The organism is Pseudomonas sp. GW821-FHT07G10 (genome assembly GCF_059418545.1).
Genome location: NZ_JBWKQB010000001.1, coordinates 446,403 through 468,696, shown reverse-complemented (window position 1 = coordinate 468,696; position 22,294 = coordinate 446,403). Strand labels below are relative to the sequence as shown.

General features: G+C 60.3%; 23 protein-coding genes and 1 pseudogene. 21 read left to right on the top strand and 3 right to left on the bottom strand.

Annotation, left to right across the window (positions count from 1 at the left end):
• The first annotated feature begins 216 nt into the window (after positions 1-216).
• The 20 genes and pseudogenes from AC07O1_RS02135 (at position 217) to AC07O1_RS02040 (ending at position 18,287) form a co-directional block, all read left to right on the top strand.
• Entirely contained in the window at positions 217-618 is a 402-nt protein-coding gene (locus tag AC07O1_RS02135) for a DUF2946 domain-containing protein (protein ID WP_495087778.1), read from the top strand.
• Between the two features lie 63 nt (positions 619-681).
• Positions 682-1,161, top strand: a complete 480-nt coding sequence (locus AC07O1_RS02130; RefSeq protein WP_495087887.1) for a copper chaperone PCu(A)C — start codon at positions 682-684, stop codon at positions 1,159-1,161.
• Positions 1,162-1,215: 54 nt separating this feature from the next.
• Positions 1,216-1,620, top strand: coding sequence for a DUF2946 domain-containing protein (locus tag AC07O1_RS02125; protein ID WP_495087777.1), 405 nt, complete (start codon positions 1,216-1,218; stop codon positions 1,618-1,620).
• 90 nt (positions 1,621-1,710) lie between these two features.
• A pseudogene (locus AC07O1_RS02120) lies at positions 1,711-2,040 on the top strand (TonB-dependent copper receptor); the annotation flags it as partial.
• A gap of 149 nt (positions 2,041-2,189) precedes the next feature.
• A complete protein-coding gene (locus AC07O1_RS02115) occupies positions 2,190-3,572 on the top strand; it encodes a PepSY-associated TM helix domain-containing protein (protein WP_495087776.1) in 1,383 nt (460 codons plus the stop codon).
• A 177-nt stretch (positions 3,573-3,749) separates the two neighbouring features.
• A complete protein-coding gene (locus AC07O1_RS02110) occupies positions 3,750-4,538 on the top strand; it encodes an ABC transporter ATP-binding protein (protein ID WP_495087775.1) in 789 nt (262 codons plus the stop codon).
• Positions 4,535-5,494 (top strand): ABC transporter substrate-binding protein, encoded by a 960-nt coding sequence (locus AC07O1_RS02105; protein ID WP_495087774.1) that lies wholly within the window; start codon positions 4,535-4,537, stop codon positions 5,492-5,494. Before AC07O1_RS02110 ends, AC07O1_RS02105 begins: the two co-directional genes overlap by 4 nt.
• On the top strand, positions 5,491-6,501 hold the full coding sequence (locus tag AC07O1_RS02100; protein WP_495087773.1) for a FecCD family ABC transporter permease: 1,011 nt from the start codon (positions 5,491-5,493) through the stop codon (positions 6,499-6,501). The genes AC07O1_RS02105 and AC07O1_RS02100 overlap by 4 nt, the downstream gene beginning before the upstream one ends.
• Positions 6,502-6,724: 223 nt before the next feature.
• Positions 6,725-7,990: an urea ABC transporter substrate-binding protein gene (urtA, locus tag AC07O1_RS02095; RefSeq protein ID WP_495087772.1), complete on the top strand. Its 1,266-nt coding sequence runs from the start codon at positions 6,725-6,727 to the stop codon at positions 7,988-7,990.
• Positions 7,991-8,119: 129 nt separating this feature from the next.
• Entirely contained in the window at positions 8,120-9,622 is a 1,503-nt protein-coding gene (gene urtB / locus AC07O1_RS02090) for an urea ABC transporter permease subunit UrtB (RefSeq protein ID WP_495087771.1), read from the top strand.
• Complete coding sequence (urtC, locus tag AC07O1_RS02085) at positions 9,622-10,701, top strand: urea ABC transporter permease subunit UrtC (RefSeq protein ID WP_495087770.1); 1,080 nt, start codon at positions 9,622-9,624, stop codon at positions 10,699-10,701. The genes urtB and urtC overlap by 1 nt, the downstream gene beginning before the upstream one ends.
• A complete protein-coding gene (gene urtD, locus AC07O1_RS02080; RefSeq protein ID WP_494993488.1) occupies positions 10,698-11,567 on the top strand; it encodes an urea ABC transporter ATP-binding protein UrtD in 870 nt (289 codons plus the stop codon). Before urtC ends, urtD begins: the two co-directional genes overlap by 4 nt.
• Before the next feature lie 175 nt (positions 11,568-11,742).
• On the top strand, positions 11,743-12,441 hold the full coding sequence (gene urtE, locus AC07O1_RS02075) for an urea ABC transporter ATP-binding subunit UrtE (RefSeq protein ID WP_494993487.1): 699 nt from the start codon (positions 11,743-11,745) through the stop codon (positions 12,439-12,441).
• A gap of 30 nt (positions 12,442-12,471) precedes the next feature.
• Positions 12,472-13,311 (top strand): urease accessory protein UreD, encoded by an 840-nt coding sequence (locus AC07O1_RS02070; protein WP_495087769.1) that lies wholly within the window; start codon positions 12,472-12,474, stop codon positions 13,309-13,311.
• Between the two features lie 159 nt (positions 13,312-13,470).
• A complete protein-coding gene (gene ureA / locus AC07O1_RS02065; protein ID WP_494993485.1) occupies positions 13,471-13,773 on the top strand; it encodes an urease subunit gamma in 303 nt (100 codons plus the stop codon).
• Positions 13,774-13,782: 9 nt separating this feature from the next.
• Positions 13,783-14,316, top strand: a complete 534-nt coding sequence (locus tag AC07O1_RS02060) for a GNAT family N-acetyltransferase (RefSeq protein WP_494993484.1) — start codon at positions 13,783-13,785, stop codon at positions 14,314-14,316.
• Between the two features lie 6 nt (positions 14,317-14,322).
• Positions 14,323-14,859 carry a GNAT family N-acetyltransferase gene (locus tag AC07O1_RS02055; RefSeq protein ID WP_495087768.1) on the top strand — a complete coding sequence of 179 codons (537 nt, stop codon included), beginning with the start codon at positions 14,323-14,325 and terminating at the stop codon, positions 14,857-14,859.
• Positions 14,856-15,164, top strand: a complete 309-nt coding sequence (locus AC07O1_RS02050) for an urease subunit beta (protein ID WP_494993482.1) — start codon at positions 14,856-14,858, stop codon at positions 15,162-15,164. The genes AC07O1_RS02055 and AC07O1_RS02050 overlap by 4 nt, the downstream gene beginning before the upstream one ends.
• A 140-nt stretch (positions 15,165-15,304) precedes the next feature.
• On the top strand, positions 15,305-17,005 hold the full coding sequence (ureC, locus tag AC07O1_RS02045; RefSeq protein ID WP_494993481.1) for an urease subunit alpha: 1,701 nt from the start codon (positions 15,305-15,307) through the stop codon (positions 17,003-17,005).
• Between the two features lie 154 nt (positions 17,006-17,159).
• Entirely contained in the window at positions 17,160-18,287 is a 1,128-nt protein-coding gene (locus AC07O1_RS02040; protein WP_494993480.1) for a sensor histidine kinase, read from the top strand.
• A 37-nt stretch (positions 18,288-18,324) separates the two neighbouring features.
• On the opposite strand, the gene AC07O1_RS02035 is transcribed toward AC07O1_RS02040, so the two are convergent.
• Positions 18,325-18,630, bottom strand: coding sequence for a chaperone modulator CbpM (locus AC07O1_RS02035; protein WP_494993479.1), 306 nt, complete (start codon positions 18,628-18,630; stop codon positions 18,325-18,327).
• A 2-nt stretch (positions 18,631-18,632) separates the two neighbouring features.
• Positions 18,633-19,589, bottom strand: a complete 957-nt coding sequence (locus AC07O1_RS02030; RefSeq protein WP_495087767.1) for a DnaJ C-terminal domain-containing protein — start codon at positions 19,587-19,589, stop codon at positions 18,633-18,635.
• Positions 19,590-19,886: 297 nt separating this feature from the next.
• Here AC07O1_RS02030 and AC07O1_RS02025 point away from each other — a divergent pair, with 297 nt between their 5' ends.
• Positions 19,887-21,155 carry an Hsp70 family protein gene (locus AC07O1_RS02025; protein ID WP_494993477.1) on the top strand — a complete coding sequence of 423 codons (1,269 nt, stop codon included), beginning with the start codon at positions 19,887-19,889 and terminating at the stop codon, positions 21,153-21,155.
• A 62-nt stretch (positions 21,156-21,217) separates the two neighbouring features.
• Here AC07O1_RS02025 and AC07O1_RS02020 read toward each other — a convergent pair whose 3' ends face one another.
• Positions 21,218-22,228 (bottom strand): AI-2E family transporter, encoded by a 1,011-nt coding sequence (locus AC07O1_RS02020; protein ID WP_494993476.1) that lies wholly within the window; start codon positions 22,226-22,228, stop codon positions 21,218-21,220.
• Positions 22,229-22,294 lie beyond the last annotated feature (66 nt).

Below are 22,294 nucleotides of genomic sequence, written 5' to 3'. Positions count from 1 at the left end.
TCACGACACCTGTGCCGAGCCACAACCGGTATTCGCCCAGGCATTACGAATCGAAGCCGCTACACTCTTTCGAATCGACGAGCCGGAAGTCGCGCGCAGACTTTTGTACCTGCTGGCCAAGGCACTGCGACACCAAACCGCACGCGGTCTTTTTACTTATCGCCCTTGATCAGGCTAAATACCTTGCTTGATCGTCCATCTCAACGGATCTGACCGATGTCCCGACAACGGCTTGCATTTGCCTGGATCGCCTGCTTTGCAGTGCTGTTCAACATGCTCGCCATGCCGATTTCCGGGACGATGCCCCAGGCTGCGAATCAGTCGCCTGCCGAGCAGTTGTTGTGGGGCAGCTTCTGCTCCTCGAACGGCACCAAACTGGTAGCGATTTCGCTGGGCACGCTTGAGCAAAAAGCACCACAAAACGACGATCACTCCAACATGCAGCATTGCTGGTGCTGTTCGGGTTCGGCACCGTTGGTGGCGTTACCGGGGCATATGTCGCAGCTGTATTTCGCTCGGTTCGAGTCCAATAGAAGCGTGCCGCCGCCCACCTTCGAAACGCCCACGCCGCGCCAGCAATGGCCGAACCTCAATCCCCGCGCCTCGCCTCTGGTCTGATTCCTTCTCGCAATTGATCTGCGTTTTGAATCGTTCAGGAGAACTGCCATGTTGAAACAATCCCTGGTGAAGCAGTCTTTGCTGCTTGCCGCTTTGCTGTTGCCCGCCTGCTTTGCCCATGCTCACGAATATGCTGCCGGCCAATTGCACATCGCTCATCCGTGGTCGCAGGAACTGCCACCCAATGCCCCGACCGTCGCAGCCTATTTCGTCATTCACAACAACGGCAAAACCGCCGACCGCCTGCTCGGCGTGGCCTCGCCGATCGCCGGCCTGGCCGAGCTGCACGAGCATGTGAAGCAGGGCGACCTGATGAAAATGCAGCAGGTGCCCAGCGTGGAAGTTCCTGCCGGTGGCGACATTACGTTCGCGCCGATGGCCTACCACGTGATGCTGCTGGAGCTCAAAGACCGCAGCTTGCTGAGCGAAGGAAAGCGCTTCCCAATGACCCTGCATTTTGAAAAATCAGGCGACGTAACCGTCGAGGTCGCGGTGCAGAAGCAAGCGCCCGCAGGCACTGAAGAGCATATGCACGCCCAGTAATCACAGCCCACAACACCTGTGAACGCCCTGCGCTCGCCAAGCGTCAGGCGATCAGTGCCGCATCATGATTCGTTGAGGGTCAAACGCGGTAGCTGGATCAGCTTGTTCGCCATGCTGATGATCTTTATCGGTCCGCTGATTTCCCAAGCGATGCCGATGGATCACGCCATGCCAATGAACATGTCGATGGACATGCGCATGGACGAGCCCGGCTGCCATGGCACTTCGAACCACGATGCCAAACCCGTCAAGGCGCCTGCCGAGCATCAAATGCTCTGGGAGAAGTGCGGGTATTGCAGCCTCCTGTTCAACTGCCCGGCGCTGCCCGGTAGCCTGTCGTTCGCGGCATTCGACACACCGCCGCCGACGAATTTCATCAACCCTTTCCCGCGTCTGGGCCATGCCCGGCAAGCAGTCTTCCCCGGCGCCCGAACCCGCGCCCCGCCCATCATCACGTAAACACCCACATTTCACATCACCCGGCCGACTGTAGAAAAGACAGCCGCAGGCTGCTGGCCGTGTTGTTTACGATTGATTGATGGAACCTTTATGTCCAGGTTTTCTACTGACACTCGCTTGCGCTCTGCTCAGGCACATTCTCTTCTTGCCCTGAACGAGCCAGGTCTTCGCCTCAAACAGGCCATAGCCGTCCTCCACGGCGCGCTGCTGACACCGCTGGTTTTGGCGGCCGAACAACCCGATGAACACACCCGACATACAAACGAACCGAGCCCGACGGTGATCACCGCCATTGCCCCCAGCTCACCGTTGACCATCATCACCAACCCGAAAGTTCCATGCCAACCAGTGCTGGCCAGCAGCGGCGTCGACAACCTGTTCGGCAAGCCATCAATGAACCGGGGCACACGCTCTGGACCAAGGTGGATATGAGTTTCTAAAAAGCTTCGCGGGCAAGCCTCGCGCCTACAGGGATCACATATTTGCGTAGGAGCGAGGCTTGCCCGCGATCGACTGCGAAGCAGTCGCAAAAAACATTAAAAGATCCATGCCAAAGCGGAGCGCTCCTGATGAGCCAACCTAAAGTGTCTTTCTACAACCTGGCCTGGCGCTGGCATTTCTATGCCGGGCTGTTCGTCGCGCCGTTCATGGTGATGCTGGCCCTGACCGGGATCATCTACCTGTTCAAACCCCAACTCGACCCGTTGATGTACGGCAACCTGCTGAACGTCCCGGCCGGTCATCAAACGCTTGGCGCCGATGAGCAACTTCGCCGTGTGCAGGTCGCTTATCCGCAGGGGCAGGTCAAGCAATACCTGCCGCCGGTCAACCCCGAACGTAGCGCACAGTTCGTGGTGCAAAACGACGGTCATGAACTGAACGTGTTCATCGATCCGTACCGCGGAGAAATCCTCGGTGACCAGGACGCCAGGAAAAACCTGCAAGCCATCGCCCGCGCCATTCATGGTGAGTTGATGATCGGCACCGTGGGTGATCGGCTGGTCGAGCTGTCTGCCGGCTGGGGCATCATGCTGGTGTTTTCCGGTCTGTACCTGTGGTGGCCGCGAGGCAAGTCATCGGCCGGCGTGTTATGGCCACGATTGAGCAATCGAGGGCGCTTGTTCTGGCGCGACTTGCATGCGGTGACCGGTTTCTGGGGCGCGGCGTTTCTGCTGGTGATGCTGCTCAGCGGCATGACCTGGACCGGTTTCTGGGGCAAGCAATACGCCGAGCTCTGGAACCGCTTCCCGGCGGCCATGTGGAACGAGGTGCCAAAGTCCGATCAAGAGGCTCGCAGCCTCAATACGGCGACGCGCCAGACCATACCGTGGGCAATGGAAAACACGCCGATGCCGATGTCCGGCGACCATGCCGAACACATGGCTCACACAGGCAGCCCAACCGCTGCGGCCGCGCCGACAATCTCGCTGCAAGAGGTGCAGAACATTGCCGTCCAGCGTCGGGTAGAGCCGGGCTATAGCATCACCTTCCCGACCACCGCCACCGGCGTTTTCACCATCGCTGTGTTCGCCGACGACCCACGTAACGACGCGACCCTGCATGTCGATCAATACACCGCCAGCGTGCTCGCCGATGTGCGGTGGCAGCACTACAGCAACGTCGCCCGCGCCACGGAGATGGGCGTGATGCTGCACGAAGGCAAGATGTTCGGAGCGTTCAATCAGATCGTGGTGCTGCTGGTGTGCCTGATGATTTTGCTCAGCGCGGTCAGCGGCGTGGTGATCTGGTGGAAGCGCCGCCCACAAGGTCGACTCGGTGTTCCGCCATTGCGCCACGACCTGGCGAAGTGGAAAACCGCGATGGTCATCATGTTCGCATTGGCGGTGGCATTTCCGTTGGTCGGGGCATCGTTGATCGCGGTGTGGATCCTGGACCGGATACTACTGTCGCGGCTGGCGGGGAAAGCTGAGCCGGCCTCATCTTCAAGCTGAAGACTGCGAGATATATGAAACGGCCTTGCAGGCTCTACAATGCCGGCCCGCAATGTTCCTCACATTTTCGCGGGCAAGCCTCGCTCCTGCGGTACAGCGTGATCCTGCAGGAGCAAGGGGGGGCGCCTGGCCCTTGCCCGCGATGGATTCAGCCTCAACGCAATTAATGAGTATTGAATGACCTCGCTGAACCTCACCAACCTGGCCTGGACCCCTCTGGGTCACGGCCATTGCCATCACCAGTTCCAACTGCGTGAGGCCTGCCTGCAGGTGTCGGCGGGTGAGTTCGTCGGTTTGATCGGACCCAACGGCAGCGGCAAAACCAGCCTGCTGCGCTGTGCCTATCGCTTCAGCAAACCGGAAAGCGGCGAGGTCAAACTCGAACATCACAATGTCTGGAAACAGTCGCCTCGCTGGTGCGCGCAGCGCATCGCGGTGGTGCTGCAAGAATTCCCCGATGCCTTTGGCCTGACCGTCGATGAAGTGGTCGCCATGGGCCGCACACCGCACAAAGGTCTGTTCGACGGCGACACCCTCGAAGATCGACGCATCTGTCAGCAAGCACTGGAATCAGTCGGCCTGCGGGGTTTCGAGGATCACGCCTTCGCCACCCTGTCGGGCGGCGAGAAGCAGCGGGTAATCCTCGCCCGCGCCCTGGCTCAGCAACCGCAACTGCTGATCCTCGACGAGCCGACCAACCACCTCGATCCGCGTTATCAGCTGGAGCTGTTACAACGGGTCAAACGCTTGCAGATCGGCACCCTCGCCAGCATCCATGACCTCAATCTCGCCGCGGCGTTTTGTGATCGGCTGTACGTCATCAACGGCGGGCGCATTGTCGCCAGCGGTACACCGCACGAAGTGCTGACCGTTCAGTTGCTGCGCGAAGTCTTCGGTGTCCAAGCCTTGATCGACCGACACCCGCTGTCCGGCTACCCACGAATTACCTGGATAACCCAACCATGATTTTGCGTTCCCTGCTGCGCGCCAGCCTGTCTGTCGCCTTGCTGTCAGGCACTGCCCAGGCATTCGCCGAAGCCACCCATTACCCGCTGACGATCCAGAGCTGCAACCGACAGGTAACCTTCAAAAAGGCACCCAGACACGCCCTCAGTCACGACATCAATATGACTCAAATGATGCTCGCGCTCGGCCTCAAACCGAGCATGGTCGGGTACAGCGGCATCAGTGGCTGGAAAGCCGTGACACCCCGGATGCAGAGCCTCCTCGACGGCTTGCCGGAACTGGCGAGCAAGTACCCGTCGGTGGAAACCCTGCTCAATGCCAATGTCGATTTCTTCTTTGCCGGTTGGGATTACGGTATGCGCGTGGGCGGTGACCTGACGCCGCAGACCCTCGGCCCGCTGGGAATTAATGTCTACGAACTGACCGAGTCCTGCGCCTTCGTGATGAAGCGTCCCCCCGCTACGCTGGAAGACACCTACAACGACCTGCGCAACCTCGGGAAAATTTTCGACGTGCAGGATCGCGCCAACCAGCTGATCGCCGACATGCAGGCGCAAGTCGCCGAGATCCAGAAGGACCTGCCAGCAGAAAAACCCAGAGTGTTCCTCTACGACAGCGGCGAGGACCGCGCCATGACGTCAGGTCGACTGGGCATGCCACAAGCACTGATCGACGCCGCCGGCGGGCGCAATATCCTTGATGACGTCGAGGCCAGCTGGACCCGGGTCAACTGGGAGAATGTGGTCGAGCGCAATCCGCAGGTGATCGTGATTGTCGACTATGGCGAAGTCAGCGCCGGGCAGAAGCAACAGTTCCTGGAAAACAACCCGGCACTGCAGTCGGTAGACGCGATCAGGAATCAGCGTTTCATCGTCATCCCCTACGTCCAGGCCACACCGGGCATCGATAACGTCGCGGCGATTGAAACCATGGCCAAGGGATTCCACGGCGAATGATCAGCCGTCGTTATGCCCTGCTGCTGATCGGTCTCGGCGCGCTGCTGTTGGTGTCCTGTGTGGTGTCGCTGGGTGCGGGTTCGGCGCGGGTACCGGTGGACGTGGTCTGGCGGATTCTACTGTACAAGGCGTTCGGTCTCGGCGAAGTGAGCTGGAGCGCCGGGCAGGAACACATCGTCTGGCTGATTCGCGTGCCGCGGATGTTGCTTGGTGCGCTGGTCGGCGCCGGCCTGGCGTTGATTGGCGCGGTGCTGCAAGCGGTGACCCGCAACCCGCTGGCCGACCCGCACCTGCTGGGCGTGACCTCCGGCGCCACCTTGGGCGCGGTGATCGTAGTGCTACATGTCGGCGAAATCGTCGGCCTGTTGACCCTGCCGATCGCCGCGTTCATCGGTGCACTGTTGAGCATGCTGGTGGTGCTGGCCATCGCCAATCGCAACGGTCGCCTGGACAGTGATCGATTACTGCTGTGTGGTGTCGCGGTGTCCTTCGTGATGATGGCAATCGCCAACCTGATGCTGTTTCTCGGCGATCACCGGGCAAGTTCAGCCGTGATGTTCTGGATGCTCGGCGGCCTCGGTCTGGCGCGCTGGGAACTGCTGGCGATTCCGGCCGCCAGCGTAGTGTCCGGGCTGGTGTTGCTGCTGGGCATGGCGCGCCCGCTGAACGCCTTGATGGCCGGCGAACAGACCGCTGTGACATTAGGTCTGAATGCCCGCAGCGTGCGCTTGCGGGTGTTTTTGATTGCCTCGCTGATGACCGGGGTATTGGTGTCCATCAGCGGCTCCATCGGCTTTGTCGGATTGATGGTGCCGCACATCGCCCGCCGATTGGTCGGCGCTGAACATCGGCGATTGCTGCCAGTGTGCGTGTTGCTCGGCAGTGTTTTTCTGGTGTGGGTCGACGTCGCCGCACGCACGCTGATCGCGCCTGAAGACTTGCCGATTGGCGTGGCCACTGCGGCGATTGGCGGGGTGTTTTTCATTGGTCTGATGCGCCGACGATAACCGCGGTCGAACGCCGCCCCCGGCAATGCAGGCACCAATGCGGCGCACACAAACGCACTGAGCACTTTTGTCGGCCCCGGCTTGGTGCGCACCACGCTTTGCAACCCTGCGTAATACGACATTTCCTTGCCTTTGCCCGACCGGGCACAACCCTTGCTAAAGCCCCTTCAGCGTCCGTATCTGCCAACCAAGAAAAAAACCTTAATATCATGGAGATCGCACAATGAAGCGTCGTAGCTTGATCAAGGCTTTCACTCTGTCGGCATCGATTGCCGCGATGGGTATGACCTGGAGCATCCAGGCCGCCGAGACCATCAAGGTCGGGATCCTGCACTCGTTGTCAGGGACCATGGCGATCTCTGAAACCTCGCTTAAAGACATGGCGCTGATGACCATTGACGAGATCAACGCCAAGGGCGGCGTCAACGGCAAGATGCTTGAGCCGGTGGTCGTGGACCCCGCCTCGAACTGGCCGCTGTTCGCCGAAAAGGGCCGGCAGCTGCTGACCCAGGACAAGGTCGCGGTGGTGTTCGGCTGCTGGACCTCGGTGTCGCGTAAATCGGTATTGCCGGTGTTCGAAGAGCTCAACGGCCTGCTGTTCTACCCGGTGCAATACGAAGGCGAAGAGATGTCGCCGAACGTCTTCTACACCGGTGCGGCGCCCAACCAGCAAGCGATCCCGGCGGTGGAGTACCTGATGAGCGAAGAAGGTGGCAGCGCCAAGCGCTACTTCCTGCTCGGTACCGACTACGTCTACCCGCGTACCACCAACAAAATCCTGCGCTCGTTCCTGCATTCCAAAGGCGTGGCGGACAAGGACATCGAAGAGGTCTACACCCCGTTCGGCCACAGCGATTACCAGACCATCGTCGCCAACATCAAAAAGTTCTCGGCCGGTGGCAAGACTGCGGTGATCTCCACGGTCAATGGCGACTCCAACGTGCCTTTCTATAAAGAGCTGGCCAACCAGGGTCTGAAAGCCACCGACGTCCCGGTCGTGGCGTTCTCGGTCGGCGAGGAAGAGCTGCGTGGCATCGACACCAAGCCGCTGGTGGGCAACCTCGCCGCGTGGAACTACTTCGAATCGGTGGAGAACCCGGTCAACAAAAAATTCGTCGCCGACTGGAAAGCCTACGCCAGGAAACACAACCTGCCGGGCGCGGATAAAGCCGTAACCAACGACCCGATGGAAGCCACGTACGTCGGCATCCACATGTGGGCGCAAGCGGCGCAGAAAGCCAAATCCACGGACGTCGACAAGGTTCGTGAAGCCCTCGCCGGCCAGACCTTCGCCGCGCCGTCGGGTTACACCCTGACCATGGACAAGACCAACCACCACCTGCACAAGCCGGTGATGATCGGCGAGATTCAAGCTGACGGTCAGTTCTCGGTGGTCTGGCAGACCGAAGGCCCGATCCGCGCCGAGCCCTGGAGCCCGTTCATTCCGGGTAACGACAAGAAGCCGGATTATGCGGTGAAGAGCAATTAAGCACTGATCGTTCCCACGCTCCGCGTGGGAATGCATCCCGTGACGCTCTGCGTCACTTCCAAAGCGGACGCGGAGCGTCCGTGGCGGCATTCCCACGCGGAGCGTGGGAACGATCAATAGGACACTGCTATGCCCACTGCCCTCTACCGCTTCATCCTCGCCCTCACGCTGCTATTGCCGATGGCTACATACGCCGGCGACGCCGAAGACTTCGTCGCTGCCAATCCCGTGCAGCAAGCCAAACTGCTGGAAGACTGGGCCGCGCAGCCCGATCCGGCTCGTGTCGAACTGATCAACGCCTTGCAGCAAGGCCAACTGACCCTCGACGGCGAAGCCAAAACCTTGCGCCTGAATAACCGCCTGCGGGGTCTGATCGACACCGTGCAAGCCAGCCAGCAACTGCTCGCCGCTGACGCCAAGGTGCGTCTGGCCGCTGCGCAGCAACTGCAAAAAAGCGCCAAACCGGCGCAATTGAAATTTCTGGAGCAACAACTCGCCAGCGAAAAAGACGAAGGCGTTCACGCGGCCCTGAGCCTGGCTCTGGCCAACCTGCAACTGGTGGACAGCGATCCAGTCGTGCGTTTGGCGGCCGTGCGGCTGCTCGGCGAAACCGGCGACCCGCTGGCCCGCACTCGCCTTGAAGGCTTGCTGGATCCGGGCGTCGAAGCCGATGGAGCCGTTCGCACCGCCGCCGAAACCAGTCTGGCTCAGGTCAAACGCAAACTGATGATCGGAGAGATGCTCGGTCAGGCCTTCAGCGGTATGTCTCTGGGTTCGATCCTGCTGCTCGCGGCGCTGGGACTTGCGATCACCTTCGGTCTGCTGGGTGTCATCAATATGGCCCACGGCGAGATGCTGATGCTCGGCGCCTACTCCACGTATGTAGTGCAGTTGTTATTCCAGCGTTTCCTGCCCCAAGCCATCGAGTTCTATCCATTGGTCGCGCTGCCGGTGGCGTTTTTTGTGACGGCGGGGATCGGCATGATTCTCGAGCGCACGGTCATTCGACACCTCTACGGCCGTCCGTTGGAAACCCTGCTGGCGACCTGGGGCATCAGCCTGATGCTGATCCAGTTGGTGCGTTTGCTGTTCGGGGCGCAGAACGTCGAAGTCGCCAACCCGGCCTGGCTCTCCGGCGGCATTCAAGTGCTGCCGAACCTGGTGCTGCCATACAACCGCATTGTGATCATCGCGTTCGCCCTGTTCGTTGTAGTGCTGACCTGGCTGTTGCTGAACAAGACTCGCCTGGGCCTGAACGTGCGCGCCGTGACCCAGAACCGCAACATGGCCGCTTGCTGCGGCGTGCCCACCGGGCGTGTCGACATGCTCGCCTTTGGCCTGGGCTCCGGTATCGCCGGGCTTGGTGGCGTCGCCCTGAGCCAGGTCGGCAACGTCGGCCCGGACCTGGGCCAGAGCTACATTATCGATTCGTTCCTGGTGGTGGTACTCGGCGGTGTCGGCCAGTTGGCCGGTAGCGTGCTGGCGGCCTTCGGCCTGGGCATCGCCAACAAGATTCTCGAACCACAAATCGGTGCCGTGCTCGGCAAGATCCTGATCCTCGCGCTGATCATTCTGTTTATCCAGAAACGCCCGCAAGGACTCTTTGCACTGAAAGGACGGGTGATCGACTGATGAACCAGCCTCTGATGCTCACGGCGACCAAAAAAGCCGGGCCCAAAGTCACTCTGATCGTCGGCAGTTTGGTGCTCGCGCTGTTGCTGGCCTTGCCGCTGCTTTCACTGTTGTCGGCGGACAATCCGCTGCACGTTTCGGCTTATACCCTGACCCTGGTGGGCAAGATTCTTTGCTACGCGATTGTCGCGTTGGCGCTGGATCTGGTCTGGGGTTACGCCGGGTTGCTGTCACTGGGTCACGGCCTGTTCTTCGCCCTCGGCGGCTACGCCATGGGCATGTACTTGATGCGCCAGGCCTCGGGCGACGAGCTACCGGCGTTCATGACCTTTCTGTCGTGGACCGAATTGCCCTGGTACTGGACCGGCACCAGCCACTTTCTCTGGGCCATGTGCCTGGTGGTGTTGGCGCCGGGTTTGCTCGCGCTGGTGTTCGGCTTCTTCGCCTTCCGCTCGCGGATCAAGGGCGTGTATTTCTCGATCATGACCCAGGCCCTGACCTTCGCCGGGATGCTGCTGTTCTTTCGCAACGAAACCGGTTTTGGCGGCAATAACGGCTTCACCAACTTCCGCAGCATTCTCGGTTTCGGCATCACCGAACCGAACACCCGGGCGGTGCTGTTTGTGGCCACGGTGCTGTTGCTGGTAGCCAGCCTGTTCATCGGCTGGCGTCTGGCGCAAAGCAAGTTCGGCCGTGTGCTGACCGCTCTGCGCGACGCAGAAAACCGCCTGATGTTTTGCGGCTATGACCCGCGCGGCTTCAAGCTGTTTGTCTGGGTGTTGAGCGCAGTGTTGTGCGGTCTGGCCGGTGCGTTGTATGTGCCGCAAGTGGGGATCATCAACCCCGGCGAAATGTCGCCGACCAACTCCATCGAAGCGGCAGTGTGGGTCGCCCTCGGCGGGCGCGGCACGTTGATCGGACCGCTGCTCGGCGCCGGTGTGGTCAACGGTATGAAGAGCTGGTTCACCGTGGCCTTCCCCGAGTACTGGCTGTTCTTCCTTGGCGCGCTGTTTATCGTCGTGACCCTGTATCTGCCCAAGGGTGTGATCGGGCTGCTGAAAAAAAGAGGTGAACAATGAGAGTCACTGCGACGACTGAATTCATGCTCGAACCGGTGTTTTTCCCACCGGAGCCCAATAAGGACGCCGGCACCAGCCGCGATGCGATTGGCCTCGGCCAGCGCGCCGGCCCCGGTCTGAACACTCGCCACGGCACCATCCTGACTCTGGAAGACATTAGCGTCAGCTTCGATGGCTTCAAGGCGCTGAATGACTTGAACCTGTACATCGGCGTCGGCGAATTGCGCTGCATCATCGGTCCCAACGGTGCCGGTAAAACGACGCTGATGGATGTGATCACCGGCAAGACCCGTCCCAGCCACGGCAAGGCCTGGTTCGGTGAAACCCTGGACCTGACGCAGATGAGCGAAGTGCAGATCGCCCAATCCGGGATCGGTCGCAAGTTCCAGAAACCTACCGTGTTCGAAGCCTTGAGCGTGTTCGAGAACCTTGAGCTGGCGCAGAAAACCGACAAATCGGTATGGGCCAGCCTGCGGGCCAAACTCAATGGCGAGCAACAAGACCGCATTGCCGAAGTCCTGGAAACCATTCGCCTGACGGCGTCGGTCAGTCGCCCGGCGGGTTTGCTGTCCCACGGGCAAAAGCAGTTTCTGGAAATCGGCATGCTGCTGATGCAAGACCCGCAACTGCTACTGCTCGACGAGCCGGTGGCGGGCATGACCGACGCCGAAACCGAATTCACCGCCGAGCTGTTCAAGAGTCTGGCCGGCAAGCATTCGCTGATGGTGGTGGAGCACGACATGGGCTTCGTCGGCTCGATTGCCGACCACGTCACCGTGTTGCACCAGGGGAGTGTGCTGGCCGAAGGGTCGCTGGAGCAGGTGCAGGACAATGAACGGGTGATTGAGGTTTATCTCGGGCGTTGAAGCACGTGCCCCAACCGTAGCAGCTGCCGAAGGCTGCGTTCGAGGGCGAAGCACTCGTAATTCGGCAACGGCGATACACCTGACAAAACGCGATTGCAGGCTCTACGACCGCTACGCGGCCGAACGCAGGCTGCGCCAGTTGCTACGAAGAGCAGAATTTCGAAAGGATGAGAACATGCTACAAGTCGACAAGCTGCACCAGTATTACGGCGGTAGCCACATCCTGCGGGGTCTGTCGTTTGACGTGAAAGTCGGTGAGGTCACCTGCCTGCTGGGGCGTAACGGCGTCGGCAAGACCACGCTACTCAAATGCCTGATGGGGCTGCTGCCGGCAAAAGAAGGCGCGGTGAACTGGGAAGGCAAAGCCATCACCGGTTACAAGCCGCACCAGCGGGTGCATGCAGGAATCGCCTACGTGCCGCAAGGCCGGGAGATTTTCGGCCGACTGACAGTGGAAGAAAACCTGCTGATGGGCCTGTCCCGTTTCCCGGGTTCCGAAGCCAGGGAAGTCCCGGCGTTTATCTATGAGCTATTCCCGGTGCTGCTGCAGATGAAGCAACGTCGCGGCGGCGACTTGTCCGGTGGTCAGCAACAACAGCTGGCCATCGGCCGCGCCCTGGCCAGTCGTCCGCGACTGCTGATTCTCGATGAACCCACCGAAGGCATTCAGCCGTCGGTGATCAAGGAGATCGGTGCGGTGATCAAAAAACTCGCGGCACGCGGCGACATGGCAATTTTGCTGGTGGAGCAGTTCTACGATTTCGCAGCCGAACTGGCCGATCAATACCTGGTGATGTCCCGGGGAGAGATCGTCCAGCAAGGCCGTGGAGAAAATATGGAAACCGAAGGTGTGCGCGGGCTGGTTACGATCTAACCTGTAGCGTCCTGACGATAAGCACTGATCATGAACCTTCCTGCCCACACCGCTCTGTTCACCCCCAGCTGGCACGCCGAGCTGGAGCTCGGCTATGCCCGATCCGGCGACAGCACGCGTCCCGTCCAGCGCCGGCACAAAGGCCCGCTGCGGGTGCAAAAGCATCTGTATGCCGAAGGCCCGCAAGTCTGCCAGCACATTATCGTCCACCCGCCGGGCGGGATTGCCGGCGGTGACCGGCTGGACATCAACGTCCATGTTGGCGCCGATGCCTGGTCCCAGTTGACCAGCCCCGGTGCGGCCAAGTGGTATCGCGCCGCAGGGCCGGCTTACCAGAAGCTGGACTTTCACGTCGAAGCGGGCGCAACGCTGGAATGGCTGCCACAGGAAACCATTATCTTCAGCGCCGCCCAGGCCGAACTCAGCACCTCTATCGAGCTTGAAGGTGATGCCCGGTTGTTCTATTGGGATGTGGTGGCGCTGGGTCGTCCGGCCAGTGGCGAGCGCTTCGATGCCGGGCATTTTCAATCGCAACTGGATATCCGCCGCGACGGTCGGTTGCTCTGGCATGAACGCCAGCGCATTGTCGGTGATGACGGCTTGCTCGATTCGCCGATCGGGCTCGACGGGCAACCGGTGTTTGCAACGTTGCTCGTGACCGGTGAAATCGACAGCGAGCTGCTGGCGGCCTGCCGCTCGTTGCCCAACCCGGTCAGGGGTGACCTGACGCAATTGCCCGGGCTGCTGGTAGCCCGTTGTCTGGCCAGTGAAGCCCTGCAGGCGCGAGGCTGGTTGATTGATTTGTGGCGGTTGCTCAGGCCCGCACTGCTCGGCCGTGAAGCTGTGCCACCGAGGATCTGGAGCACATAAACACTTCATCCCCTGTAGGAGCGAGCTTGCTCGCGATAAGCGTTAACAATAACGCGGTCAACTTGAATGACTGCGCTGCCTTGGCGTTTTTCGCGAGCAAGCTCGCTCCTACAGGGGTCACGCATACCTTTTAAACTGCCTGATAACGGACTTCGAACGATGGACCTGACCCCACGCGAAAAAGACAAGCTGCTGATCTTCACCGCCGGCCTTGTGGCCGAGCGACGGCTGGCCCGCGGCGTGAAGCTAAACTATCCGGAAGCCATGGCCTATATCTCCGCGGCGCTGCTCGAAGGCGCCCGTGACGGTCGGACTGTGGCCGAGTTGATGCACTACGGCACCACCCTGCTCAGCCGTGAACAGGTAATGGAGGGCATCGCGGAAATGATCCCGGAAATCCAGGTCGAAGCGACCTTCCCCGACGGCACCAAACTGGTCACCGTCCACCAACCCATCGCCTGAGGCTGTGCCATGACTTACAGCATTCGTGACGCGCAGCATGCCGATCTGCCGGCGATCCGTGACATCTATAACGACGCCGTGCTCAACACCACGGCGATCTGGAACGAACAGGCCGTCGACCTCGGTAACCGCCAGGCCTGGTTCAGTGCCCGGCAGTCTCAGGGTTATCCGATTCTGGTGATTGTCGACGGTGACAACAGCGTACTCGGCTACGCTTCGTTTGGTGACTGGCGGCCCTTCGATGGCTTCCGGCACACCGTTGAACACTCGGTTTACGTACGCAGCGACCAGCGCGGCAACGGCCTCGGCCCACGGCTGATGGCGGCATTGATCGAGCGTGCCAAAGACTGCAACAAACACGTGATGGTCGCCGCTATCGAGAGTGGCAACGCCGCCTCGATCCGACTGCACGAACGAGTCGGTTTCATCACCACCGGGCAGATGCCACAAGTGGGCACCAAGTTCGGTCGCTGGCTCGACCTGACCTTCATGCAATTGACCCTCAACCCAGGCGCGGAGCCGCCAGTCGCCAACAAGGAGTGATACCCGATGAACGCTGCCCAACTGCGTCGAGTCCATGCCGAAAGCTTTGCGCACTACCGCCAGGGTTTGATTGAACTGTTGCTCGATTGCGTGGGTAACGGCGCGTCGATCAGCTTCATGGCGGATCTGGATGCCAGCCAGGCACGGGCCTACTACGACGAGGTCCAGGCAGAGCTCGAACAAGGCAGCCGCCTGCTCTGGGTGGTGGTCCATGAAGAACAGGTGCTGGCCACTGTGCAACTGAGCCTGTGCCAAAAGGCCAATGGCCTGAACCGCGCCGAAGTACAAAAACTGCAGGTGCGCAGTCACACCCGTCGCCGCGGCCTTGGTCAGCAGTTGATGCAGGCGCTGGAGCAGACAGCGGTGCAGTACAAGCGCGGCATGCTGTATCTGGACACTGAGGCCGGATCAGCGGCCGAAGCCCTATACCAATCCCTGGGTTACGTCCGCGTCGGCGAAATACCGGACTACGCCTGCCGTCCGAACGGTCAATACCACCCCACCGCCATCTATTACAAAATCCTCCGTGGAGTGAACCCATGATCCCTGGCGAATATCAGATCCAGCCCGGCGACATCGAACTCAATGCCGGGCGCCGCACCTTGAGCCTGAGCGTTGCCAACAGCGGTGACCGGCCGATCCAGGTCGGTTCGCACTATCATTTTTTCGAAACCAATGACGCCCTGACCTTCGACCGCGCCGCCAGCCGCGGCATGCGCCTGAATATCCCGGCCGGCACCGCCGTGCGCTTCGAGCCGGGGCAGAGCCGAGACATCGAACTCGTGGACCTGGCCGGGCATCGCCGGGTGTTCGGGTTTGCCGGACGGATAATGGGTGATCTGGATTGACTTTTTTAAATGATCGCCCACGTTCCCGCGTGGGAATGCATCCCGTGACGCTCCGCGTCACATAACGGCGGACGCAGAGCGTCCATGGCGGCATTCCCACGCAGAGCGTGGGAACGATCATTGAATTCCAAGGCAAGCACATGAAAATTTCTAAACAAGCCTACGCCGACATGTTCGGCCCCACCGTGGGTGACAAGGTCCGTCTGGCCGACACCGAGCTGTGGATCGAGGTGGAAAAAGACTTCACCACCTACGGTGACGAAGTGAAGTTCGGTGGTGGCAAGGTGATCCGCGACGGTATGGGCCAGGGTCAACTGCTGGCTCGCGACGTGGTCGACACGCTGATCACCAACGCGTTGATCATCGACCACTGGGGCATCGTCAAAGCCGACGTCGGCCTCAAGGACGGGCGCATCGCCGCCATCGGCAAGGCCGGCAACCCGGACATCCAGCCCAATGTGACCATCGCGATCGGCGCCAGCACCGAAGTGATCGCCGGTGAAGGCATGATCCTCACCGCCGGCGGTATCGACACCCACATCCACTTCATCTGCCCACAGCAGATCGAAGAAGCGCTGATGAGCGGCGTCACTACCATGATCGGTGGCGGCACCGGCCCTGCCACCGGCACCAATGCCACCACCTGCACCTCCGGCCCTTGGCACCTGGCGCGCATGCTGCAGGCCGCCGACGCCTTCCCGATGAACATCGGTTTCACCGGCAAAGGCAACGCCAGCCTGCCGGAGCCGCTGATCGAACAGGTCAAGGCCGGGGCCATCGGGCTCAAGCTGCATGAAGACTGGGGTACGACACCGGCAGCCATCGACAACTGCCTGAGCGTCGCCGACCAGTATGACGTGCAGGTGGCGATCCACACCGACACCCTGAACGAATCCGGCTTCGTCGAAACCACCCTCGCCGCGTTCAAGGGCCGGACCATCCACACCTACCACACCGAAGGTGCGGGCGGCGGCCACGCTCCGGACATCATCAAGGCCTGCGGTTTTCCAAACGTGCTGCCAAGCTCGACCAACCCGACCCGACCGTTCACCCGCAACACCATCGACGAACACCTGGACATGCTGATGGTTTGCCATCACCTGGACCCAAGTATCGCCGAGGACGTGGCCTTCGCCGAAAGCCGTATCCGCCGCGAGACGATTGCTGCTGAAGACATCCTGCACGACCTCGGTGCATTCTCGATGATCAGCTCCGACAGCCAGGCCATGGGCCGTGTCGGTGAAGTCATCACCCGCACCTGGCAGACCGCCGACAAAATGAAAAAGCAGCGCGGCCCACTGCCGGGTGACGTTGAGGGCAACGACAATTTCCGCGTCAAACGCTACATCGCCAAATACACCATCAACCCGGCGATCACACATGGCATCAGCCACGAAGTAGGTTCAATCGAAGTGGGTAAATGGGCGGACCTGGTGCTCTGGCGCCCGGCATTCTTTGGCGTCAAACCGACCTTGATCCTCAAGGGCGGGGCGATTGCCGCCAGCCTGATGGGCGACGCCAATGCCTCGATCCCCACCCCTCAACCGGTGCATTACCGCCCGATGTTTGCCAGTTATGGTGGCTCACTGCATGCCACCAGCCTGACCTTTATCAGCCAGGCGGCACAGGAGGCTGGCATCCCGGAATCATTGGGTCTGAAGAAGAAAATCGCTGTGGTCAAAGGTTGCCGCGAGGTGCAGAAAACCGACCTGATCCATAACGATTACCTGCCGAACATCGACGTCGATCCGCAGACTTATCAGGTCAAGGCTGATGGCATTTTGCTCTGGTGTGAGCCAGCAGATGTGTTGCCAATGGCGCAGCGCTACTTTCTGTTTTGATCCTCGGTTGTATGGCAGAAGAACCCGGTGGTCGGATCGATTCGGCCCCCTCGGGCCTTGCAGGCCCGAGGGGGCCGAACCGATCTTTTTTACTCGAACGCAAAGGCGCTATGATGCAAGACCTTCCAGCGCTCACTGCCCGGGGCCATCGACCATGCGTCTCTCCGAATTCATCGTGCAACACATGGATCGTATCGTCGATGAATGGGAGCAATTTGCCAACGCCATCGCACCTGACGCTGACCCAATGGATCGGACAGTCCTGCGCGATCATGCAAAGTCGATCCTGCTGGCCGCGTCACGCGACATGCAGACCGCACAGACCGCCAGCGAACAAGCCGCCAAGGCCATGGGCGAAGGTCCGCAGAAAACCCCGAGCCTGAATAAAGCCGCGGCCAGCCACGGCGAGCTCAGGCACAACGTGGGGTTTGATCTGGTGCAGATGACCTCGGAGTTCCGGCATTTGCGCGCCTGCGTGATTCGTCTGTGGGTAGGTGGCCTGAACTCGCCGGAACTGGCCTACTTTCAGGACATGATCCGCTTCAACGAAGCCATCGACGAAGCACTGGCCGAATCCACCGCCGCTTACGCCGAGCAGGTCAATCGTTCACGGGATATCTTCCTGGCCATCCTCGGCCATGACCTGCGTGCCCCATTGCAGGCGGTCAGCATGTCCGCCGAAATGCTGGTGCGTAAAGCCCGACTGGATACCGATGCGCTCGGTTATGTCTCAAACATCAAAAGCGGCGCGCGGCACATGGGGGCGATGGTCAGCGATCTGCTGGAACTGGTGCGCAGCCGTCTAGGCAGTAGCCTGCCGGTCGAACCCGCAGCCATGGACCTGGCCAGCGCCGCCAGGGCCGCCATGGACGAAGCCTGTGCCGGCCAGCCGGCCTGCACGCCGGTCCTGACCATTGAGGGCGATACCCAAGGCGTATGGGACCGCGGGCGGATCGATCAAATGCTGCAGAACCTGATCGGCAATGCCCTGCAGCACGGCGCCAACAGCCACGTTGTGACCTTGACCATCAGCGGTCACGAAGACAGCGTGACACTGACCATGCACAACTATGGCGCGCCGATACCCGAGGACGCCATCGCCACCATCTTCGACCCGCTGGTGCGCAGCGCCAGCGAGGAACTGGCAGGCCCGTCGACCAGCCTTGGCCTGGGCCTGTTCATCGTCAAGGAAGTGGTCTTTGCCCATCAGGGCACGATCGAAGTCAGCTCGAGCGAAGCGGATGGCACGACGTTTACGGTGGTATTGCCCAAGAAGATGTAAAGGCAAAGATTTTTTTGGTGGTAAACGACACCCCCGTTTATTCCACCACCAGTCGCCCCAACCGCTGTTTGAGCATCTGATTCTCTGCCCGCAGTTGCTGGACCTCCTCAAGCAGGTCCAGGGCCAGGGCGACCCCTTCCCATTCGAGTTCAAGATCCCGACGCAGCTTGATCGCACGTTTGGCCACAGCCACTTCGTAGTCGGTAAAACGCCAATTCCCGGGCCCGTTACCCTGAGGTTCGAGGATGCCGTGTTCGACGATTTCGATCACGTAGGCAGCCGACAAGTCAGTCACCTCACAGAATTCTTCCATGTCCAGTTGAACGATCAGGGTACTGCGCATGATCAGTTACTCCAGTGTTCTCTCGGGTCAAAAGCGGCTTTTTGCGCCAGTTCCTGCCACAACGCCTTGATCGCGTCGTTGCTGTGTTTGGGCATGACCGCTTTCAATTGCACGAACAGATACCCGCGGTGGCCAGCCTTGTTCAGCAGACCATGGCCTTTGGCTCGCATGCGTTGGCCGTTCTGGCTGCCGGCCGGAACCTTCAGATGGATCTTGCCGGTCAGGGTCGGCACCGCGACTTCAGTGCCCAGCGCCAGCTCCCAAGGGGCCAGCGGCAGGGTGACGATCAGGTTTTCACCTTCGACATCGAATTTGGGATGTGGCGCGAAACGGATGGTCAGGTACAAGTCGCCATTGGTCCCCCCGCCCACACCCGGTGCCCCCTGGCCTTTGAGGCGGATGCGCTCGCCGTCGGTCACGCCGGCCGGGATCTTCACGTTCAGGCTTTTGCTGGTGTTGCTGACGTGCTGACCGGCGGCGTTGTACTGCGGCACCTGAAAGCTGACCTTCTTCGACTCGGTCGACAGGGTCTCTTCCAGAAAAATCGGCAACTCCATTTCCACATCCTGCCCTCTACGACCGGTGCTACGACCTGATTGTCCGCCACCAAAACCACTGCCACGCGAGCCGAAGATCGAACTGAAAAAGTCCGAAAAATCGCCGGTGTCCTGCCCGTAACCACCTGCACCTGCGCCACCACGTCTCTGCCAACCCGGCGGGCCCTGGAACGGCTGGCCATGCTGGCCATATTTGCGCAGATCATCGTATTCGGCGCGCTTGTCGGCACTTTTCAGCGCCTCATACGCCTCGGACGCGTCCTTGAACTTGCTCTCGGCGTCCCTTTCCTTGCTGACGTCGGGGTGGTATTTACGTGCCAGTTTGCGGTACGCGGCCTTGATCGCCTTGTCGTCCGCAGTCGGCTCCACACCGAGAATCTTGTAATAGTCTTTGAAGTCCATCGAGGCAATCACCATCCGTTATCGATATCACGCAGCCAGGCACAGCATGCTCTCTTTGGCAGCGTTTGGATTGACCGATCTCGATCTTGTGACCGAGCGGTGCATCAGAAGTTTATCGGCAGCCGGCGCACCTGTTTTGAGCGTTCTGAGGCTACCAGGCCCATGCCTGCAAGTTTGGGGGTGAAGGATAGTCTTTCAAGTCTGCTTAATCGCGTGATTTAGCGGATAGTCGGCCTACGATTCTTCGCCGCGCTGACATACACTGCGCGGCCGTTTTTTAACCGGAACTCGAAAGACATGAAAAACGCATCTCCAGCCCGTGCCTGCGGCATCGACTTCGGCACGTCCAACTCTACTGTCGGCTGGCTGCGTCCCGGCATGGAAACGCTTATCGCGCTGGAGGACGACAAGATCACCCTTCCATCGGTGGTCTTCTTCAACATCGAGGAACGCCGCCCGGTCTACGGTCGGCTGGCGTTGCACGAATACCTGGAAGGCTACGAAGGCCGGTTGATGCGCTCGCTCAAGAGCCTGCTGGGCTCCAAGCTGATCAAGCACGACACCAGCGTGCTTGGCACGGCCATGCCATTCAAGGATCTGCTCGGGCTGTTCATCGGTCAGTTGAAGAAACGCGCCGAGGCGACCGCCGGTCATGAATTCGAAGAAGTCGTGCTCGGCCGGCCGGTGTTTTTTGTTGACGATGATCCGATGGCCGACCAAGAGGCTGAAAACACGCTGGTGGACGTGGCTCGTGCTATCGGCTTCAAGGACGTGTCCTTTCAGTACGAACCGATTGCCGCGGCCTTCGACTATGAGTCGACCATTGAGCGCGAAGAGCTGGTGCTGATCGTCGACATCGGCGGTGGTACTTCGGACTTCTCGCTGGTGCGTTTGTCCCCGGAGCGCCGCGCTATGGACCAGCGCCACGATGACATCCTCGCTACCGGCGGTGTGCATGTGGGCGGGACTGACTTCGACAAGCAGTTGAGCCTGCAAGGCGTAATGCCACTGTTCGGTTACGGCAGCCGGATGAAGAGCCAGGCCTACATGCCCACCAGCCACCACATGAACCTGGCGACCTGGCACACGATCAACTCGGTGTATTCGCAGAAATCCCAGCTCGCCTTGGGCAGCATGCGCTACGACATCGAAGACACCGGTGGCATCGACCGTCTGTTCAAGCTGATAGAACAGCGCGCCGGGCACTGGCTGGCGATGGAAGTGGAAGAAACCAAGATCCAGCTGACCCACGCCGAAAGCCGCCATGTGCCGCTTGATCGCATCGAGCCTGGTTTGAGCGTGGAGTTGAGCCGGGTGCTGTTCGAGTCGGCCATCGACAATCAGCTCGAACGCATCCGCAACAGCGTTACCAGCTTGCTGAGCGATGCCGATGTGCGCGTCGATCAGGTCGACACGGTGTTCTTCACCGGCGGTTCGAGTGGCATCCCGGCCCTGCGCCAGAGCGTCTCGGCGATGCTGCCGAACGCGCGGCATGTTGAAGGGAATATCTTCGGCAGCATCGGCAGCGGTCTGGCGATCGAAGCCATGAAGCGGTACGGCTGCTGAGTCCTGCCTGCAGATCGTTCCCACGCTCTGCGCGGGAACGATCTGCATCAACAACCTGCGGCCTAAACCAACCCCACCTGTTTCAACTCACTCTTCAAATACGCGTAATAAATCGGCCCTGCCACCACTCCCGGCAGGCCGAACGCGGCTTCGAACACCAGCATTGCCAGCAGTAACTCCCAGGACTTGGCACTGATCTGCCCGCCGACGATCCGCGCGTTGAGGAAGTATTCCAGCTTGTGGATAAAAATCAGATAACCCAGCGCTGCCACTGCCACCCAAATCGACAGCGACAATCCGACGATAGTGATCAACGTATTCGACATCAGATTACCGATGACCGGTAGCAGGCCGAGCAGGAAAGTCAGCACGATCAGGGTTTTGGTCAGCGGCAATTTGATCCCGAACATCGGCAGGATCAGTGCAAGGAAGACTGCAGTGAACGTCGTGTTGAGCAGGGAAATCTTGATCTGCGCGAAGACGATATTGCGAAACGCCTGTACCAAAAGGTGCAGCCGATCGAACAACGCCGCCGCCAGCGGTTTGCGGTTGGTGAGGTCCGGCGCCCGCTGCAAGGCGATGATTGCACCGAGCACCATGCCGATCAGCAGTGTCACGAACATGTGCGCCGCGTCCTTGCCAACCAATTGCAGATCGCTCAGGTGCTTGGTCACCCAGTCGCCGATGGCCACCCGGAACTCGGCCGCGCTGGCCGGTAAATAGGCGTCGATAAACGGCGGCAGTTGCCCGCGAGCCTTGTCCACCACGCCCATGAATTTGTCCAGGGAAGCCCCGGGATTCTCCGCTTCATGCAGCAGGAAGCTTATCGCCCCGGCAAAAATCAGCGTCAGTACGCTGACCACCAGGGTGCCGAGCAACGCCACCGCCAACCAGCGCGCCCGTCGCCCTTCGATCAACCGTTGCAGTTGCGGGGTAAGCATGTTGACCAGTTCGAACACCAGCAAACCGGCGAGCAGACTCGGCAACAAGCGCAGCGGCAAGATCAACAACAAGCCGCCAAAAATGATCACCCAACTGAAGAACAATAGATGACGCTGAGAAAACGTTGGCATACAGCCTCAAAACGAACGGCGTTAAAGGATTGGCAGTCTGCCAGCGTTCAGACGCTGAAGCGAGCG

Bases quoted from the DNA above. Each gene is read 5' to 3' on its own strand.
- AC07O1_RS02135 (WP_495087778.1), top strand. From the start codon at position 217: ATGTCCCGACAACGGCTTGCATTTGCCTGGATCGCCTGCTTTGCAGTG.
- AC07O1_RS02115 (WP_495087776.1), top strand. From the start codon at position 2,190: ATGAGCCAACCTAAAGTGTCTTTCTACAACCTGGCCTGGCGCTGGCAT.
- AC07O1_RS02110 (WP_495087775.1), top strand. From the start codon at position 3,750: ATGACCTCGCTGAACCTCACCAACCTGGCCTGGACCCCTCTGGGTCAC.
- AC07O1_RS02105 (WP_495087774.1), top strand. From the start codon at position 4,535: ATGATTTTGCGTTCCCTGCTGCGCGCCAGCCTGTCTGTCGCCTTGCTG.
- AC07O1_RS02100 (WP_495087773.1), top strand. From the start codon at position 5,491: ATGATCAGCCGTCGTTATGCCCTGCTGCTGATCGGTCTCGGCGCGCTG.
- urtA (WP_495087772.1), top strand. From the start codon at position 6,725: ATGAAGCGTCGTAGCTTGATCAAGGCTTTCACTCTGTCGGCATCGATT.
- urtB (WP_495087771.1), top strand. From the start codon at position 8,120: ATGCCCACTGCCCTCTACCGCTTCATCCTCGCCCTCACGCTGCTATTG.
- urtC (WP_495087770.1), top strand. From the start codon at position 9,622: ATGAACCAGCCTCTGATGCTCACGGCGACCAAAAAAGCCGGGCCCAAA.
- urtD (WP_494993488.1), top strand. From the start codon at position 10,698: ATGAGAGTCACTGCGACGACTGAATTCATGCTCGAACCGGTGTTTTTC.
- urtE (WP_494993487.1), top strand. From the start codon at position 11,743: ATGCTACAAGTCGACAAGCTGCACCAGTATTACGGCGGTAGCCACATC.
- AC07O1_RS02070 (WP_495087769.1), top strand. From the start codon at position 12,472: ATGAACCTTCCTGCCCACACCGCTCTGTTCACCCCCAGCTGGCACGCC.
- ureA (WP_494993485.1), top strand. From the start codon at position 13,471: ATGGACCTGACCCCACGCGAAAAAGACAAGCTGCTGATCTTCACCGCC.
- AC07O1_RS02060 (WP_494993484.1), top strand. From the start codon at position 13,783: ATGACTTACAGCATTCGTGACGCGCAGCATGCCGATCTGCCGGCGATC.
- AC07O1_RS02055 (WP_495087768.1), top strand. From the start codon at position 14,323: ATGAACGCTGCCCAACTGCGTCGAGTCCATGCCGAAAGCTTTGCGCAC.
- AC07O1_RS02050 (WP_494993482.1), top strand. From the start codon at position 14,856: ATGATCCCTGGCGAATATCAGATCCAGCCCGGCGACATCGAACTCAAT.
- ureC (WP_494993481.1), top strand. From the start codon at position 15,305: ATGAAAATTTCTAAACAAGCCTACGCCGACATGTTCGGCCCCACCGTG.
- AC07O1_RS02040 (WP_494993480.1), top strand. From the start codon at position 17,160: ATGCGTCTCTCCGAATTCATCGTGCAACACATGGATCGTATCGTCGAT.
- AC07O1_RS02035 (WP_494993479.1), bottom strand. From the start codon at position 18,630: ATGCGCAGTACCCTGATCGTTCAACTGGACATGGAAGAATTCTGTGAG.
- AC07O1_RS02030 (WP_495087767.1), bottom strand. From the start codon at position 19,589: ATGGACTTCAAAGACTATTACAAGATTCTCGGTGTGGAGCCGACTGCG.
- AC07O1_RS02025 (WP_494993477.1), top strand. From the start codon at position 19,887: ATGAAAAACGCATCTCCAGCCCGTGCCTGCGGCATCGACTTCGGCACG.
- AC07O1_RS02020 (WP_494993476.1), bottom strand. From the start codon at position 22,228: ATGCCAACGTTTTCTCAGCGTCATCTATTGTTCTTCAGTTGGGTGATC.